Genomic DNA, 16,891 nt, shown 5'->3' on the forward strand with positions numbered 1-16,891 from the left:
GTCGGATCGACCGGCATGGACACCCGGCGGCCATCCCGTACCCTATCCCGCCCCGTCCCGCACCCATCCCCCTAACAAGATGGGAAGCCCGAGGGAAAAACCATCGAAAATCGAGGAAATCAGGAGATGAACGAACTTGCTGGCACCGTTGGAACCCTCACCCGGCATTGGGCGATGTCCGCCCGCGACGCCTGGGTCCTGCTGGCCAACACCCTCCTCATGGTGGCGCTCATCGTTGTGCTGCCGTTCGACGAGAAAACCAATCGCGGACTGGCGCTGGCCGCCTTCATCGCCGTGCTGTGGCTGTCGGAGGCCGTCCATCTGACGGCCACCGCGCTCATGGTGCCGGTGCTCGCGGTCGTGCTCGGCATTCTGGAGACACCGGCCGCGCTCACCTCATTCGCCCATCCGATCGTCTTCCTGTTCTTCGGCGGCTTTGCGCTCGCCACCGCCATGCGCATTCAGGGGCTCGACCGTTTTCTCGCCAACCGGCTCCTGCATCTGGCAGGCGGACGCATGGGCCGTGCTGCGCTCATGCTGTTCGTCGCCACGGCCTTGCTGTCCATGTGGGTGAACAACACCTCGACCACGTCGATGATGTTGCCGCTCGCACTCGGCATCCTGTCCCAACTCGATACCACCCGCGACCGCAAGACCGTCACGTTCCTGCTGCTGGGCATCGCTTACAGCGCCAACATCGGCGGACTCGGCACCATTGTCGGCAGCGTGCCCAACGCGATGGTAGCCACCCATCTCGGCATCGATTTTCTGACGTGGGCCAAGTTCGGCGTGCCCCTCGTCGCCGTGCTGCTGCCGCTCATGATTGCAACGACCTATGTCGTGCTGCGCCCGCGACTGGACCAGACGGTCGTCATTGACACCGAGCCTCTGACATGGACCGGCCCGCGCATCGCCGCCGTCGGCATCTTCGCGGCGACTGTCGTCGCGTGGATCTTCAGCCAGCAGATCTCGGCGTGGCTGGGCGGCGTAAAACAGCTCGACACGCTAATTGCACTGCTGGCCGCCATCCTCATCGCCACGAGCGGCGTCGCCTCCTGGAAAGAGATTCAGGCGCACACCGACTGGGGCGTGCTGTTGCTGTTCGGCGGCGGCCTGACGCTCAGCGTGGTGTTGCGCGACTCGGGCGCGAGCGTCGTGCTCGCGCAGGGGGTATCGAGCGCCTTTGCGACCAGCCCTACGCTGGTGATTCTGCTCATCACGGCAGCGTTCATCGTCTTTCTCACCGAACTCACGAGCAACACCGCCAGCGCCGCCATCCTCGTGCCGATCTTTGCCGCCATCTCCGTGTCGCTGGGCATGCCCGAAGCGCTCCTGACGATGGTGATCGGCATCGGCGCGTCGTGCGCGTTCATGTTGCCCGTGGCGACGCCGCCCAACGCCATCGTGTTCGGCACCGGCAGCGTGCCGCAACGCGCGATGGTGCGCGCCGGGCTGGGCATCAACGTCGTGTGCATTCTGGTGATTACCGCCTTCGCATGGGTGTTGTGGCAGTAACTGCTGCGCCCTCCGGTATGCATCCGGGATGCCCCTGAGGCAGGCGCGTCACACAGAGCCGGTACAATCGTGAAAAAATACCTCCGGCAATCCGTTGCGATGATGTCTGCTTCACCTGCCCGAACTGTCCAGTCCATGCTTTCCTTACGTCCCGTGCGCGGCGCTCTGGCGCTCGCCACACTCACAGCGGTGCTGGCCGGCTGCGCCAGCACGCCGCCGGGCGCCACCCCGGCCAACTCGGTCAATTCGGTCAATTCGACCAATTCAGCCAGCCGCCAATCTGCCAACGCTGCGGTCGCCGCGAGCGCCAACGGCGCCGCGCCTGCTTCACCGGCATCTTCTTCACCGGCCTCTGCTTCGTCGGCTCCGTCCAGCGGCGGCTCGCAAGCCGCCACGCCGCTGCCGTGGTGCGTGCAAGCCTCGCTGCGCGAAGAAGACGACCTGATGCGCAATTTCGGCGGCATTCCCGTGGGCGTTCGCAAGATCGAGGAAACGCGCTTCATCGCGAGCTACGACCGTAGCACCGGCAAGGTCGGCCCGCTCGATAACGGCAATCGCATCGTCATGGAGTTCGACGCGCAGGGTCGCCTGCTCGCGAGCACCGACCGCGGCCGCTACACCTACGACGCCGAAGGACGGCTGCACAGCATCAACGGTGCGAGTGTCGACTGGCAGACTCCCGACGCCTGGGTCGTGCACGCCGTGCGGCATCCGGCATGGCGGGAGCAGGTCCGTCAGGAAGACGGGCATCTCGAATGGACGCGCACGGTCGTGTCGAATTCAGGCGGCCTGCATCAGCGCCGCCCCGGGGCCGTGCAGGTGCGTGAGTTCGACGACGAGTGTTTCGCGTTGTCGCGTCAGTGGGAAGCCCCGAACGAGGCGCGTCGGGTCATCACGGCCGATGGCCGTGCGCGTCCGGCCCCCAGGATGGTGTCGTACCGTACGTTCGCCACCGTCGAGCGCAAGCCCGATGGCAGCCGCATCGTGCGCGACAACGGTGCCGCCGCCTTCATCGACGGCCAATGGCTCCCGCTGGCGTGGGACAACGAGGTATCGGAGTATTCGCCGCGCCACGAACTGGTGCGCGTAACCCGGACCGACGCGGCCACCGGCGAGCATCATGTGTCCGAATATCACTACAAGTACGACAGTCACGGCAACATCGTACGTATCGTCATCACATCGCCCAGCGACAAGTCGGGCGACAAAGTCGATCCGTTCGCGAATGTCTTCGTGCGCAAGCTGACGTACTTCGACACCACGGCAGCGGCGGCGCCGACCGCGCCTGCTTCGGCCTCATCTCACGCATCTCACGCAACTGGCGCACCTGACGCTGCGTCGCCCCCGACATCGCCCTCGACCGACAAACTCACGTCGGCAAAGTAAAGCGGAACGTCGCGCCCTGCCCTGCCTGACCGGACGTGTCCACCAAGGTGATACGCCGGTCGTGCAGCTGCAGGATACGATGCACGATCCGCAACCCCAGCCCGCCCTCGCGACGCGCACCACCCACGGTGAAGGGACGCTCGAACAACCCTTCTCTTGCGCTCTCGGGAATGCCCGGCCCGGTGTCGCTCACGCGCACCTCGATCTCCGAGCCGACCGGCGCGACCGCCACCGTGATCTCCCCGCCCGACGGCGTATAACGCAACGCGTTTTCCAGCAAATTGGTGAACACGCGCTCGATCAGTCCGAGATCCGCGCGCGCCGCCGGAATCTGCGGTGCAAGCTGCGCACGCAGTGCCACACCGCGCGACTCGGCGCTCAGTTCGAATTTCTGGAAGACGTCCTGAATCAGGTCCGTCACCGAGAACGGCTCGGCTTCGGGCTGCACGAAACCATGCTCCAGACGTGCGAGCTCGAACAGCGATTGCGCGAGCGCCCCGACCTTGCGGCTCTGATCCAGCGCGATGCCCAGATAGCGCCGCCGCTCCTCGGGCGTGAGCGTCGCGTCCTTGAGCGAGAGCGTTTCGAGATAGCCGTGCATCGACGAGAGCGGCGTGCGCAGATCGTGCGAGATGTTGGCAATGAGTTCGCGGCGCTCCTGATCCTGACGTGTGAGCGTACGCCACTGCGTGCCGAGCCGCTCGACCATCTGACGGAACGCCCGCTCCAGCACCATGATTTCGTCGTTCGGTCGCGATTGTTGCGCGGCCAGCGCATCGGCGGACATGGCGGGCACAGGCGGCGGCGCCGCATCCATGTCGAAATCCCGCACGGTATCCGTCAAACGTCGCAACGGCCGGGTGATGAGCGCAAACGCCGCCAGCCCCGCGACCAGACACAGCGCCGCCACGAGCCCGATGGACCACAGCGCCGTATTGAGCGCCGCACTCGTCGCGCCGCGCTCGGCGAAGCGGTCGTGCGCCTCGCCCAACAGCACGACATACACGTAGCCGACCTCACGCCCGTCCACGCGCAACGGCGCCGCGCTGAAAACTTTGCGGACGTCGGCGTTGCGCGGATCGTCGCCGTAGATCGGCAGCGACTCGCCGTCGAGCAGCTTGTGTACCGGCCCGAGGTCGACCTGCATGCGCCGCAGACGCCCCTCCGGCGCCGCATGTCCGGTAATGCGTCCCTGCGCATCCAGCAGATAGACCTCGACGCTCGGATTCACCACCATGAGTTGTCCGAACAAACGCCGCACGGCATCCGGTTTCATGCCGTTCGCGTCCATCAACTGTGCGTTGGCGGCGATGTGCTCGGCCAACCCGCGCGAGAGTCCCTGAATCACTTCAGCCTCGTGCATTCGATTCGCCTGCACCTGCATCCACGCGGACGTACCGCTGCATATGAGCAGCAGCACGGCGAAAACGACCGACAGGCGTTGCGTCAGGGTGAGATTCCAGCGACGCATCATGCCGCTCCCACGTCGGTGCCCTGTGCCTCGGGCGCGCCGTCGTTCGCGAATTTGTAGCCACGACCCCATACGGTCAGGATGCGCGTGGGCTGCGCCGGATCGGCTTCGATCTTGGCGCGCAGCCGGTTGATGTGCGTATTGACGGTGTGCTCATACCCCTCGTGCTGGTATCCCCACACGGCGTTGAGCAGGTCCATGGGCGAGAACACCTTGCCGGGCTGGCGGGCGAAGAAGTACAGCAGGTCGAATTCGCGCGGCGTGAGATCCAGCAATTTGCCGGCGAGCGACGCTTCGCGCGCGATCGGGTCGATGAACAGCCCGGCGATCGCCAGGCTGCCGGCTTCCATCCGGGCGTTGCGCGCCAGCGCATCGACACGGCGCATGAGTGCCTTGACCCGCGCCACCAGTTCGAGCACCGAGAACGGTTTGGCGAGATAGTCGTCGGCCCCGAGTTCCAGCCCGAGAATTCGATGCACTTCGCTGGAGCGGGCGCTCGTGATGATGATCGGCGTGTAGCGGGTCATTTCACGGGCACGGCGGCAGATTTCCAGCCCGTCCACACCCGGCAGCATCAGATCCAGAATCAACGCGTCCCAACCGCCTTCGGCCAGACGGCGCAGACCTTCGTTGCCGTCGGCGCAATGCACGACTTCAAAGCGCTCATCGCGCAAATGCAGCGTGAGCAGATCGGCGATATGCGCGTCGTCTTCGACGAGCAGGACACGGCGCGGCGATTCCATCAGGCGAACAACTCCCGGAAAATGAGACTTGAAGGCCCCCATTGTGCGCAGAACACGCCGCCAGAGGTATCACGAATTGTTTAATTTTACGTGAGGACTTCGCCATCGCCCGCGCACTAATCTTCAGTCATCGATCCGGCGTGGATCCCCGCTGTGCCGTACCACCGCCGTCGCGCTCCCCGTTTTTTGCTGCGGCGGGGCCAGCCCGCGCCGGATCGTCCCACTGACCGGAGGATGTATGAGATTGTCCGATTTGTACCCGCCCAAGCCGCCCAAGCCGCATGAGCCGCTCAAGCCCGCGCAGTCTGCCCGCGCGGGCGCCACCGGCCACGCTCCGGCGCGCGCCCGACGCGTGTTTCTGCTAAGCGCCACCGCTGCGGCGGCGGCCGTCGCCGCCGGGCTGGCGCCGCGACTGGTGCGCCCGGCGCGGGCGGCCGATAGCCGTCATGGCAGTGCCCCCGAGCATTTCGAAGTCGCTTACAGCGACGCCGAATGGCGCAAGCGCCTCACGCCCGGCCAGTACGAAATCCTGCGTCGGGAAGGCACGGAGCGCCCGTATTCCAGCCCGCTGAACGACGAGCATCGTGCCGGCACCTTTGCGTGTGCCGGTTGCGCCCAGCCGCTGTTCTCGTCGCGCACCAAGTTCGACAGCCACACGGGCTGGCCGAGTTTCTGGACCCCGCTCGACAAAGCCGTCGGCACGCACAGGGATACGACCTTCGGCATGGTTCGCACCGAAGTCCATTGCAGTCGCTGCGGCGGCCATCTGGGCCATGTGTTCGACGATGGTCCGAAACCGACCGGCCTGCGCTACTGCATGAACGGTCTGGCGATGACGTTTCATCCGCAGGCCGCCTAATCGGCGTGTGACCGGCGCATGAGGGGCCCATGAGGGGCGCACCAGGAGCGCATGCTTCTCGCCCCCCGTGCCCCGGGTGCGCCGATGCTCCAGGCCGACCTTACGACACCCGGCAATCGAAACTCGCGTTATCCGACCATCGGTGTCGGATGCCGCCCAGGGAGTGCTTCATGACTTTGCTCATCCTTGCCTATTTTGGCGGGATTCTGACGATCGTCAGCCCTTGCATCCTGCCAGTGCTGCCCTTCGTGTTCTCGCGTGCCGGTCAGTCGTTCTCGCGCAGCGTGCTGCCCATGCTCACCGGCATGGTCCTGATGTTCGCCCTCGTGGCCACGCTCGCCGCCGTGGGCGGCAACTGGGTCGTGCAGGCCAACCAGTACGGGCGCTGGCTGGCACTCGCGCTCGTCGCCGTTTTCGGCGCGACGTTGCTGTTCCCGAAGCTCGCGGAACGCCTGACGCATCCGCTCGTGACGCTGGGCAATCGTCTGACGCAGTCCGCGCAAGGCGACGGCGCCGCGAGCGGCCACCAGGCCCGGAGCGCTGGCGCGGGCGGGTCGTTCCTGCTCGGCATCGCCACCGGCCTGCTCTGGGCGCCGTGCGCTGGCCCGATCCTCGGTCTCGTGCTCACGGGTGCTGCGCTGCAAGGGGCGAGCGTGGGCACCACGCTGCTGCTTCTCGCCTATGCGGCGGGCGCCGCCACATCGCTCGCGCTGGCGCTGCTCGTCGGCGGACGCGTCTTTGCCACCATGAAGCGCTCGCTGGGCGCGGGCGAATGGATTCGCCGCGGGCTCGGCGGCCTGATGCTCGCCGGTGTCGCCGCGATCGCGCTGGGCCTCGATACCGGCGTGCTCGCCCAGCTTTCGAGCGCATCGACCGGCGGCATCGAACAACGTCTGGTCGAACGGTTGGGCGGCCGCCGGAATTCGGGCGGTCCCGGCGGTAATGCTGTCCTTGCGCCCGCTACACCTGGCGCTGCTAACGCACCTAACGCACCTGACGCACCTGACGCGCCTGACGCTACGATTGCGGCAAACGCTGCGAATACGGCCATCGCGTCCTCGCAAGAGACTGCGGCAGCAGACAGCGCCGAGCGCAGCGGACAAGCGATGTCGGCCGCAAATCGGGCGATGGTCCGCACGGCATCGAGCGAATCCGCACCGCTTCCCATCGAAGGCCAACTCCCCTCGCTCGACGGCGCAGTGCAATGGCTCAATTCAGCGCCGCTCACGGCACAGGCGCTTCGCGGCAAGGTCGTGCTCGTCGACTTCTGGACTTACTCCTGCATCAACTGCCTGCGCACGCTGCCCTATGTGAAGGCCTGGGCAGAGAGGTATCGCGATCAGGGACTCGTCGTCATCGGTGTGCACGCACCGGAATTTGCCTTTGAGCGCGACATCGGCAACGTGAAAAAGGCGGTGCAGGATCTGGGCGTGCGCTACCCGGTGGCCATCGACAACAACTACGCGATCTGGCGCGGCTTCAACAACCAGTACTGGCCGGCGCATTACTTCGTCGATGCGCAGGGTCGCGTGCGCTATCACCACTTCGGCGAAGGCAATTACACCGAGTCGGAGCGCGTGATTCAGCAGTTGCTGCGAGAAGCGGGCGCCGCTCAGGTCGCTGACGGCATCACCGACGTGAAGGCCAGCGGCGTTCAGCAAGCCGCCGACAAGGGCGACGTTCGTTCGCCGGAGACCTACATCGGCTACGCTCGTGCCGAGAACTTCAGCTCGCCGGGCGGCGTGGTGAAAGACGCCCCGAACGATTACCACGCGCCGTCCGCAGTCCTCTCACAAACGCCCCAGTCGCCTCCGGCACTCAACACCTGGGCGCTTGCCGGGCAGTGGAAGGTCGGCCCGGAGCAGGCAACCGCAACACAGGCAGGCGCTCGCATCGTGTACCGCTTTCACGCCCGCGACCTGCACCTCGTGCTCGGCCCGGATGCCAGCGGCAAACCCGTGCGCTTTCGCGTAACGCTCGACGCGCAGGCGCCCGGCGACGCACACGGCACCGACGTCGCCGCCGATGGCACCGGCACCGTCACCTCGCAGCGGCTGTACCAGTTGGTTCGTCAGACCGGGGAGATACGCGACCGGACATTCCGCATCGAATTTCTCGATCCGGGCGTATCGGCTTATGCCTTCACGTTCGGCTGATCGCAGTGGATTCGATCAACATCCCCCTCAACATCGTCATCGAGGCGTCCGTCGACGCCGGGAGCCTTCACATGAGCAAGCTCGACAAGGAATCACCGCAAGCATCGCAACACGCTGGACATGACATCGTCGCACCTCGCGGCACGACGCCGCCCGCCTCCCGTGTGCGACGCGCCCTGCTGGGCGCCACCGCGATCGCAGCCGGCGCGCTCGCATGGCAAAGCGGCGCATTCGCGTTCGGCGCGCAGGACGCCGTGGTCATCGCCGCACCGAAGCTCGACGAACCGTCGACCGGCGCTCGCACCGAAACCGCCGTATTCGCGGGGGGATGCTTCTGGGGCGTGCAAGGCGTCTTCCAGCACGTGAAGGGCGTGACGAAGGCCGAGTCCGGGTATGCCGGCGGCACGGCCAAAACGGCCGACTACGAAACCGTGAGCACCGGTTCGACCGGCCATGCCGAATCGGTTCAGGTGACGTTCGATCCGCAGCAGGTGTCTTACGGCAAGCTGCTGCAAATCTACTTCTCGGTGGCGCACAATCCCACGGAAGTGAATCGCCAGGGACCGGATACCGGCACGCAGTATCGCTCGGCTGTCTTTCCGATGAGCGACGCACAACGTCAGGTAGCGAGCGCCTACATCGCACAACTCGACGCCTCGCGTGTCTACAGCAAGCCGATCGCGACGAAGGTCGAGAAGTACACGGGGTTCTATGCGGCCGAAGCGTATCACCAGGATTTCCTGACCGATCACCCCAACTATCCGTACATCGTGATCAACGATATGCCGAAAGTAAGGGATCTCAAACGCCTCTTCCCCGCGCTGTATCGCGACACACCGGTGTTGGTGAAAACGGCGTCGGACAGATAAGTCATTGACGTCAAGGTGGCCCCGGAGGGCGTCGCTAGCGCTGGACGCCCAGCAGCGCCCGCGCCTTGCCCGCCCTCCTTTTCGACTATCGCCTATCGATCATCGACTACCGCCTATCGAGGCTCCGCCAGCTTGTACACGCGCAGACGGTGACCGTCCGGGTCCGAGGCGACGAACGTGCGACCGAAGTCCATCGTCGTGGGCGCCTGAAGAATCGTAATACCGCGTGCACTCCAATCCTCCCACGTGGCATCGACGTGCGCGTTCGACGTCACGGGAATCACCACTTCGCTGCCGCCCGGCGGCGCGATCGCCGTCGGCGATACCGAGTAGCGCGCCCACAATCCCAGCTTCAGCCCCGAGGGAAATGTGAACAACGCGAATCCGGGCGACGCTTCGACCGGTTCCACGTCGAACAGATCGGCATAAAACCCGGCGCTCTCGGGCGGACTGGCCACGTACAGATTGATCATGTTCGGATGCGTCATGACTAGCTCCTGTCGTTCGTTATCGATACGTTATTTTTCAAGGACGCACACGCACCGATCGCTCATTGCCGAGCGCCGTTGCGCGTTGTCGTGACGCCATCGTACGAAGGGATGCTGTCAGCTTTTGTCAGCAGTCGAACGCTGAATTGAAACGCTTCCGGGGCAGGTTTCGGCGCGGGTCGCGCCCACAGAAGAAGCGCGGCGCTCAGCCCTTGCCGGTCGTCTCGCGCCACGTCTTGAGCAGCGAACGACGCCCACGGGGATAGCGCGTGCCGGTCACGGTCATCGCCTCGATGCGATCACAGCGGAAGCTGCGAAAGTCGTCGCGCAGTTCGCACCACGCGAGGATCATCCGCACCCGGTCGAAAAAGCCGAGCGCGAATGGCCAGACGACCCGCTCGGACGTTCGCCCGGCTTCATCGCGATAGGAAAGATGCAGTTTGCGCTCGGCGCGAATGGCCTCGCGGATGTCGGTGAGTTCCACGATCATCGGCGGCAACGGATCGCCCGGACCGATGAGCAACGTGGACGCTTCGAGCGACGTGCGCAGATCCGAAGGCAGCACGGCAGCGATCTTCGCGAGCGCATTGGCCGCCGCATCGGCCAGCGCGCCATCGGTTCGCCTGGCCACCCAGCGCGAACCGAGCACGATGGCTTCGATCTCCTCCTCCGAGAACATGAGCGGAGGCAGCATGAAACCCGGCTTGAGGACGTACCCCAATCCCGGCGCCCCTTCGATGTGCGCCCCCTGCGACTGCAATTCGGCGATATCCCGGTAGAGCGTGCGCAGACTGACGCCAAGCGAAGCGGCGAGCGCCGCCCCCGCCACCGGGTAGCGGTGACGGCGCAGCAACTGCATCAGGGAGAAAAGGCGTTGTGTGCGGGACATGGCGCGTCATTATGCGCCATGTCCGCCGGGCGACGCAGCGTTGGCAGAACCGCCTGCTGCTATATGACTGCTGCTTTATGACTGCTACGTTACGACTGCTACGTAATGTCTGCTACGTAATGACTGCCGCATGACAACCGCCACGTTGCGGCGACGTTCCGACCAGCTTACGAGCGCCGCCTCACTTCTGACGCAGTTGCCTGACGACCTCTGAGTTCACATCGCCCGCCTGCCCACCGTACGCGACGCGCAGGTAGTTCGACAACTCGGAGACCTGCGCATCGGTGAGGCGTTTGTCGAAGCCCGGCATGTCCTGCATCGCTTCGAGTCCCGGAAATTTCTGCGCTTCGACGCCGTCGAGAATCGTGACGATCAGATTGCGCGGGTCCTTCTGGCGCACGGTCGAATTGCCCAGCATCGACACCGCCACGTGCGGCTTGCCGGCGCCGTCCGCCGCGTGGCAGCCGGCGCACACGGCGAGATACAGGTTGCGGCCCGCCGTCAGTTGGCTCGTATCCGGCATCTGCGGCAACGGCTTCGGCGCGGGCGGCGCATCGCCCAACAGGTACGTCGAGAGCGAACGCAGATCGTCGGGCGTGAGGTACTGCGTGCTCAGATGCACCACCGGATACATCTCGCCGAACGCCGAGCCTTGCGGCGCGATCCCCGTGCCGAAGAACGTCTGCAGATCCTTGAGCGTCCACCCGCGTGCGGCCAGTGCCTCCGGCGTGAGGTCCGGCGCGGCAATGCGGGCGAGCGCCGCCCCGCCGAGCGGTCTGGCCTTGTCGAGCTGGCCGAACGTGCCGCGCGGCGTGTGGCATTCCGCACAATGGCCCAGCGCGTTGGCGAGGTAACGTCCGCGCAGCCAGTCGGCGGACTGTCCGCGGGACGCATCGGGCAACGTGTCGGTCAGGAACATCCAGTCCCACCCTCGCATAGCGAAGCGCATGTTGTAGGGGAACGAAAGGTCGTGCTTGCGGTTGGGCACTGCCGCCGGTTTCACCGACATCAGATAGGCATAGATGGCGTCGCTGTCCGCACGCGTCATCTGACGATAGGACGTGTAGGGCATGGCCGGGTACAGCACCTTGTCGGGCGCCACCCCGTCATGCAAGGCGCGGTAGAAGTCGTCGGCCGTCCAGCCGCCGATGCCGTGCGTCTTGTCCGGCGTGATGTTGGTGCCGTAGAACGTACCGAACGGCGACTTGAGCGGCACGCCGCCAGCGAACGGTGCGCCGTCCGCACTCGTGTGGCAGGCCGCGCAGTCCGCGGCGCGCGCGAGATATTTGCCTCGCGCGACCAGTTCGGTGGGCGCCTTCGGCGCCGGTGCAGCAGAGGCACTCGAGGCAGCGGGCGCAGCCGATGCTGCCCCGCTCGCCTGCGCAGGCGCGTCGGCCGCCATGGCGCTCGCCACGAGCGACGGCGCCAGGGATGTCTTGGGCTTGGGCGGCTGAACCGGTTCGGGCGGCTTCGGCGCGTTCGAGTCGTTGCAGCCGGCAACGAGCAGCACGGCGGCGATGCAAACGCCACGTAGGCTCCACCGGACGACGCGATGCAAAGGCATGGCGGCGGCGTTCATTTCGCGTCCTTCACGCACCCGGGCGTCTTGAGAATGACATCGCGCACGGCCTCGTAATACCGCACGTAGCCCGTGCACCGGCAAATCTGGTCGTTGAGCCCGTCGGTGATCGCCGCGTCGAGGTCCGCGCGCGCGACCGGCTTGCGCTTCAGGCGCTCGATGAGCACCGTCGCCGCGTTCACGAACCCCGGCGTGCAGTATCCGCACTGGAAACTGAAGTGATCGAGAAACGCCTGCTGAATCGGTGTGAGCGTGACCTTGCCGTCGGCGTCCCGGGTCGCGAGGCCCTCCACCGTCCGTACCGTCTTGCCGTCGAAATAGTTCGCTCCGGTAATGCAGGTGCGCACCGTTTCGCTACCGCCGTCGGCATGGTCGACGATGACCACGCATGCGTGGCAGATGCCCTGCCCGCAGCCCAGCCGGGAGCCGGTCAGGCCAAGCGTCTCGTGCAGGAAGTCGATCATCATGAGCCCTGCGGGGACCGCCATCGGGCCGTGCGAGACACCGTTGATCTTCACCGTGACGGGAAGCGTCTCCCACGGCTGCCTGCCATTCGAGGGTGCCGGCGACGCCGCAGCAGCAGCACTTGCCGCACTTGCTGCATCGGGCGCAGCGACCGTGCTCGCGTTGTTCGTCGGTTGCGCCATCGCGTCGGAGGCCGTCTGTGGCGCGTGGGTCGTATCCGTCATGCCAGTACCTCCTGGATCTTCTCCGGTGTCACCGGCAAATCCGTAAATCGATGGCCGATCGCGTGGGCGAGGCCGTTCACAATCGCACCCACCACGGGAATCATCACCACTTCGGCGATCCCCTTGGGCACGTCGGTCTCGGAAATCGGCGGGAGCACTTCTCCGGTTTGGGTCCATACGGCGACGTCCACCGCGCGCGGCAAGTGGTAGCGGTTGAAGTTCCACGTACCGTTGCCGGGGCCGTCCTCGTACAGCGGCAGATACTCGTGCAACGCATGACCGATGCCCATCGCAAGACCGCCCTGCAATTGCCCCGAGACGAGTTGCGGCGAGATCTGGTTGCCGCATTCCATGATCGAGTGATGCGTGAGCAGTTCGACCTTGCCGCTCGCTTCGTGGACAACTCGACGAGCGTGCCCACTGCGCTGTAGTAAGTCACCGCTGCGTTGTTGCGCTGCACGGGCGGGTAATACACGCGCTTGCGGTCAATGGTGCGATAGCCGGTCGCGGGCACGGGCGCGGCGACCTGCATGCCGGGGTGCCCGGAGTCGGGGGCGGGTGCGCCCTTCGCGGCACGCGCACCGTTCGCGGCAGCTGCCGCCACGGCCGGCGACGCCGACTTTGCGGGCGCATTCCCGCTGCGATGCGCGGTCCTGGCCGACACCGTCTGTGTAGCGTTCGTCTGCGCTGCCACCGCTGCCTTGGGCTGCGTGCCGCCCTTGCCGAAGCGCAGCGCGATACCGTCGACCGGCAGACGCTGCGTCGCCCCGTCGCCGAGATCCCAATCGGCCTCGGCCCACTGCCAGCGGTTGAACACGTGCACGGTCGCGCCCGTCACGAGCCCCAGGTCGTACGCGGTTTTGGCAAGCATGCCGAACGGCAGTGCTTCGAGCCCCGCCGCCGTGAGCTTGCCCTCGACCCAGCGCGCATCTTCGGCGCGCACCACGAGCGGCGCAGCCTGCCCGCCCCCCAACCCGCGACGCCAGATCGACAGCGCTGCCGGCCACAGCCCTTGCAAGAAGACCAGCCGCGCCGCTTCGCGTGTGCTGTGGGTGAAATAGAACGCGGAGTTCGTCGCGCTCGACGGCGAGGCGTAACCCGGCGACCAGCGTGGATTGGCCGCGAGCTTGTCCTGATCGGCCTGCGACATCAGGTACGGATCGCCACTGGTGAGCACCGGCAATTCGGGCCAGTCGGTGATGGCGATATGGACGTCGGTGGCAGGCATGCCGAGCCATTTGGCCACGGCAACGGCCTGCGATGTCGACGTTCCCGTGCCGATCTCCGCCGCAGTGTGATACAGGGAAATCTTGCCCGTCTCGTCGAACTCAACACGCGCGAACGACGTCTCCGCTCCCGTGCCGAAGTCCTTCTGCACGCATGCGAACCCCACGCCGTAACGGCGCCCCGGGTGCGCGGCTTCGTACTCTGCCTTCTTCTTGTCGCGCTGCGTCCACAAGGGGTGCGCCTTCGCCCGGGCGAGCACTTCGTCCACGCGCACGGCACCGGCAGGAATCGCTCCCTGCGTGTTCTTCATGCCCGAGCGCAGGGCGTTCTTGAGCCGGAAGTCGATTGGATCGACGCCCAATTGCGCAGCCATCTCGTCGATCATCATTTCGGTCGCCGCCATCGACTGCAAGGTGCCGTAGCCGCGCGCCGACCCCGCGTCGATCGCACGTGAGGCAATCGCCACACTCGCCAGATCGCTTTGCGGGAAGTAATAGATCGACTGGGCGGCCGTCGCGCCGACCATCGCCACGGATGGCGAGAAATTCATGCGCCCGCCGCCGTTGCATTCCATGTCCGCCGCGAACGCCTGGAGCATGCCCGTCTCCTTGTCCACGCCCATGCGATAGCGCATCGTGAACGCGTGACGTTTGAGCGAGGTCTGGAACTGCTCGTACCGGTCGTTGGCGAGTCGCACCGGCAAGCCGTCGCCATACATCGCGGCGGCCAGCCCGTAGAACGGCATGTTGTAGTGGTCCTTGGAGCCGTAGCCCACCGTGTAGCACGGATACACGATCAGGCGTCTGACAGGAAAGCGCCCCTTTGCCACCATGGCGGCGGCGTTCTCCGCCACTTCGGACGGCGACTGCGTGGGCACGACCATGTGCAGCGTTTGGGCTGCCGCGTCGTACCAGCAGTTGGCGTTATCGGGCTCGAGCGCGGCCGTGTCGACGGACTGCGTGCGGTACTCGCGCGACATCACCAGCCAGTTTGCCGGCGGATGTGTCAGCGACTCACCGATCCTGGCGGCATACGCCATGCCTTGCTCGTCGAGCTTGCCGTGATCGTTTCCATCGGGCCAGACGGGCAAGTGTTTGCGCATCATGCTCGGGAAAATCGGTGCGTCCTTGAGGCTGGAGTACACGTCATCGTCATAAGCGGTCTTGCCGCCCACGCGCACGTAACGGAAGCTGCCCCACGGATCGCGCGACAAAGGCCCGCTCACGTCGCCATACCGAATGATCTCGTCATGGAACTTGAGCTTGTCCTTCGCGAAGCGGAAACGATGGAAGTCGCGATAAATCAGGATGGCGACCGCATGCCCGAGATAGGCTGGCGTCTTGCCTGCGGGCAGCAACATGTCGTCGCCGTAGAACTCGGGAAAGGCAATGCCGTCGCGTGCAAGATCGTCGGCCGTCACGATACGGTCGGGCTGCAAACCGTCATCGAGACGCGAGAGGTCGAAGCCGAGGTACGGGCGGTCGGCGAGCGTCGTGCGCAAGACGAACGCGTGTGCCTGTTGCGTCGGCCAGCCCGGCATGTCGCGTGCGCGTATGTCTCGGGCGAAGATCTTGCTGCCGGTGACCTTGGCGGTGCCGTCGATACGGAATCTGGCCTGGCCCTTGGCGGCGTCCCACGCCACCGGCGTGAGATTCCTGTCTTCGAACAGCGCTGCGAAAGCGCGGCTGCCCACCGGCGCGATGTACACGGAAATGCCCGCGATCGCCGACGCCTTGAGGAACCCGCGACGCGTCAGCGCGAAGCCGGGCGAAGCATCGGGGCTCTGGCCGCCGGGGGGATGAGAGGAGGTGACGGACGCGGCGTCATGACGAGCGTCGTCGCTCGACACTGCCGCGGTTGGACTGTGTTTTCTTGGCAGGCGCGGCATAAGCGTTCCGTCCGTCTTGTTTTGGGGGGACGTGTCGCGATCACGAAGACGAACCTGCAACTCCCGAACGACAAAACGGCACGGCAACATTCGTGCGCTCACCACGACGCTCGCGTCGTCGCGGACCCACGATGCGTGTTCGCATTGCAAGGGGCACGATCCGTGACATGCGCGCGCCGTTGATGCGCTCGTGAAGTTCGATAAGAGCACGCTTCATGAGTGACACCGGACGTCTCAAGGCTACACGCCGACTCCCGGAATGACAAGGTTGGACATGACGCACTGCGTGAGAACACGGGGAACAGGCAACGCATTGCGCACCGCGCGACGGGCGTGAGCCGATGGTATTGGCGCTGCGTGATGTTGGCGATGCCAAACAAGAAATGCCGCTATATCCAACAGGACACAGCGGCATCGCATGCGTTGTGCAGCGCATGCGTCGGTTAGTCGATACGCAACTCCATGCACGTGAGATCGAGCCAGCGGCCGAACTTCGTGCCCACTTCGCCAAACGTGCCGACCGTACGAAAACCAAGCTTTTCGTGCAGGCGAATCGACGGTGCGTTCTGCGCTTCGATGGCCGCGATCATCACGTGCACGTTGAGCGTGCGCGCCCGTTCGATGAGCGCGCGCATCAGTGCTTCGCCGGCGCCGGCGCCACGCGCGCGTTTGTCGATGTAGATCGAATGCTCGACGGTATGGCGATAACCGTCGAACGCACGCCAGTCACCAAACGATGCATAGCCGATGGTCGTGCCGTCACGCTCGGCCACGATCACCGGATATCCGCGCTGGTGTCGCGCTGCCAGCCACTCGCGACGGTTGTCGAGATCGACGAGGATGTCGTTCCAGATGGCGGTCGTGTGCTCGACGGCATCGTTGTAGATGTCGCGGATGATGGGAAGATCGGCATCGGTCGCGTCGCGAATCGTCAACGTAGCGCGCGGCGCGGAGGAATTCGCGGGACGTGCGGGCGATGAAGGCGACGAAGGCGACGAAGGCGATGAGGAAGAAGGTGAAGATGGAGCAGTCATGTCGAAGATCCCGCGCACAAGTTAACGCTGCGTTATCGCTAAGTTGCCGCAAACTCACGGCGTGAGTGGCGCCTGCGATGGCAAGCGTCGCAACGACG

12 protein-coding genes and 1 pseudogene are annotated in these 16,891 nt (G+C 65.4%); 5 read left to right on the top strand and 8 right to left on the bottom strand.

Annotated features, from left to right (window positions below; translation table 11 throughout):
* The first annotated feature begins 126 nt into the window (after positions 1-126).
* Positions 127-1,515 (top strand): DASS family sodium-coupled anion symporter, encoded by a 1,389-nt coding sequence (locus tag UC34_RS18170; RefSeq protein ID WP_084070785.1) that lies wholly within the window; start codon positions 127-129, stop codon positions 1,513-1,515.
* Positions 1,516-1,650: 135 nt separating this feature from the next.
* Positions 1,651-2,901: an RHS repeat domain-containing protein gene (locus UC34_RS18175; protein ID WP_044456671.1), complete on the top strand. Its 1,251-nt coding sequence runs from the start codon at positions 1,651-1,653 to the stop codon at positions 2,899-2,901.
* Here the strand turns inward: UC34_RS18175 and UC34_RS18180 are convergent.
* Positions 2,885-4,375: a sensor histidine kinase gene (locus UC34_RS18180; protein WP_044456672.1), complete on the bottom strand. Its 1,491-nt coding sequence runs from the start codon at positions 4,373-4,375 to the stop codon at positions 2,885-2,887. The genes UC34_RS18175 and UC34_RS18180 overlap by 17 nt on opposite strands.
* Positions 4,372-5,115: a response regulator transcription factor gene (locus UC34_RS18185; protein ID WP_044456673.1), complete on the bottom strand. Its 744-nt coding sequence runs from the start codon at positions 5,113-5,115 to the stop codon at positions 4,372-4,374. The genes UC34_RS18180 and UC34_RS18185 overlap by 4 nt, the downstream gene beginning before the upstream one ends.
* Positions 5,116-5,353: 238 nt before the next feature.
* Here UC34_RS18185 and msrB point away from each other — a divergent pair, with 238 nt between their 5' ends.
* The 3 genes from msrB to msrA all read left to right on the top strand — a co-directional run bounded on the left by msrB (position 5,354) and on the right by msrA (position 8,999).
* A complete protein-coding gene (gene msrB, locus UC34_RS18190; protein ID WP_084070788.1) occupies positions 5,354-5,974 on the top strand; it encodes a peptide-methionine (R)-S-oxide reductase MsrB in 621 nt (206 codons plus the stop codon).
* 170 nt (positions 5,975-6,144) lie between these two features.
* A complete protein-coding gene (locus UC34_RS18195) occupies positions 6,145-8,130 on the top strand; it encodes a cytochrome c biogenesis protein DipZ (protein ID WP_044456674.1) in 1,986 nt (661 codons plus the stop codon).
* A gap of 71 nt (positions 8,131-8,201) precedes the next feature.
* Entirely contained in the window at positions 8,202-8,999 is a 798-nt protein-coding gene (msrA, locus tag UC34_RS18200; protein WP_084071045.1) for a peptide-methionine (S)-S-oxide reductase MsrA, read from the top strand.
* A 113-nt stretch (positions 9,000-9,112) separates the two neighbouring features.
* Here the strand turns inward: msrA and UC34_RS18205 are convergent, their stop codons facing one another.
* From UC34_RS18205 to UC34_RS18235, 6 genes and pseudogenes are all read right to left on the bottom strand, one after another.
* Positions 9,113-9,487: a VOC family protein gene (locus UC34_RS18205; RefSeq protein WP_044456675.1), complete on the bottom strand. Its 375-nt coding sequence runs from the start codon at positions 9,485-9,487 to the stop codon at positions 9,113-9,115.
* 205 nt (positions 9,488-9,692) lie between these two features.
* The gene (locus tag UC34_RS18210) at positions 9,693-10,376 is read right to left on the bottom strand and encodes a helix-turn-helix transcriptional regulator (protein ID WP_044456676.1); all 684 of its coding nucleotides are present in this window, start codon (positions 10,374-10,376) and stop codon (positions 9,693-9,695) included.
* A gap of 181 nt (positions 10,377-10,557) precedes the next feature.
* Positions 10,558-11,778 (bottom strand): cytochrome c, encoded by a 1,221-nt coding sequence (locus UC34_RS18215; RefSeq protein ID WP_044458374.1) that lies wholly within the window; start codon positions 11,776-11,778, stop codon positions 10,558-10,560.
* A gap of 173 nt (positions 11,779-11,951) precedes the next feature.
* Positions 11,952-12,644, bottom strand: a complete 693-nt coding sequence (locus UC34_RS18220) for a (2Fe-2S)-binding protein (RefSeq protein WP_084070789.1) — start codon at positions 12,642-12,644, stop codon at positions 11,952-11,954.
* Positions 12,641-15,759 (bottom strand): annotated as a pseudogene (locus UC34_RS18230) (xanthine dehydrogenase family protein molybdopterin-binding subunit). Before UC34_RS18230 ends, UC34_RS18220 begins: the two are co-directional and overlap by 4 nt.
* Before the next feature lie 443 nt (positions 15,760-16,202).
* Entirely contained in the window at positions 16,203-16,694 is a 492-nt protein-coding gene (locus UC34_RS18235) for a GNAT family N-acetyltransferase (RefSeq protein ID WP_044456677.1), read from the bottom strand.
* Positions 16,695-16,891 lie beyond the last annotated feature (197 nt).

It is taken from the genome of Pandoraea vervacti (genome assembly GCF_000934605.2).
In the GTDB taxonomy this organism is placed as follows: Bacteria; Pseudomonadota; Gammaproteobacteria; order Burkholderiales; family Burkholderiaceae; genus Pandoraea; species Pandoraea vervacti.

Coding starts and splice junctions, on each gene's coding strand:
- UC34_RS18170 (WP_084070785.1), top strand. CDS start 127: ATGAACGAACTTGCTGGCACCGTTGGAACCCTCACCCGGCATTGGGCG.
- UC34_RS18175 (WP_044456671.1), top strand. CDS start 1,651: ATGCTTTCCTTACGTCCCGTGCGCGGCGCTCTGGCGCTCGCCACACTC.
- UC34_RS18180 (WP_044456672.1), bottom strand. CDS start 4,375: ATGATGCGTCGCTGGAATCTCACCCTGACGCAACGCCTGTCGGTCGTT.
- UC34_RS18185 (WP_044456673.1), bottom strand. CDS start 5,115: ATGGAATCGCCGCGCCGTGTCCTGCTCGTCGAAGACGACGCGCATATC.
- msrB (WP_084070788.1), top strand. CDS start 5,354: ATGAGATTGTCCGATTTGTACCCGCCCAAGCCGCCCAAGCCGCATGAG.
- UC34_RS18195 (WP_044456674.1), top strand. CDS start 6,145: ATGACTTTGCTCATCCTTGCCTATTTTGGCGGGATTCTGACGATCGTC.
- msrA (WP_084071045.1), top strand. CDS start 8,202: ATGAGCAAGCTCGACAAGGAATCACCGCAAGCATCGCAACACGCTGGA.
- UC34_RS18205 (WP_044456675.1), bottom strand. CDS start 9,487: ATGACGCATCCGAACATGATCAATCTGTACGTGGCCAGTCCGCCCGAG.
- UC34_RS18210 (WP_044456676.1), bottom strand. CDS start 10,376: ATGTCCCGCACACAACGCCTTTTCTCCCTGATGCAGTTGCTGCGCCGT.
- UC34_RS18215 (WP_044458374.1), bottom strand. CDS start 11,778: ATGGCGGCCGACGCGCCTGCGCAGGCGAGCGGGGCAGCATCGGCTGCG.
- UC34_RS18220 (WP_084070789.1), bottom strand. CDS start 12,644: ATGACGGATACGACCCACGCGCCACAGACGGCCTCCGACGCGATGGCG.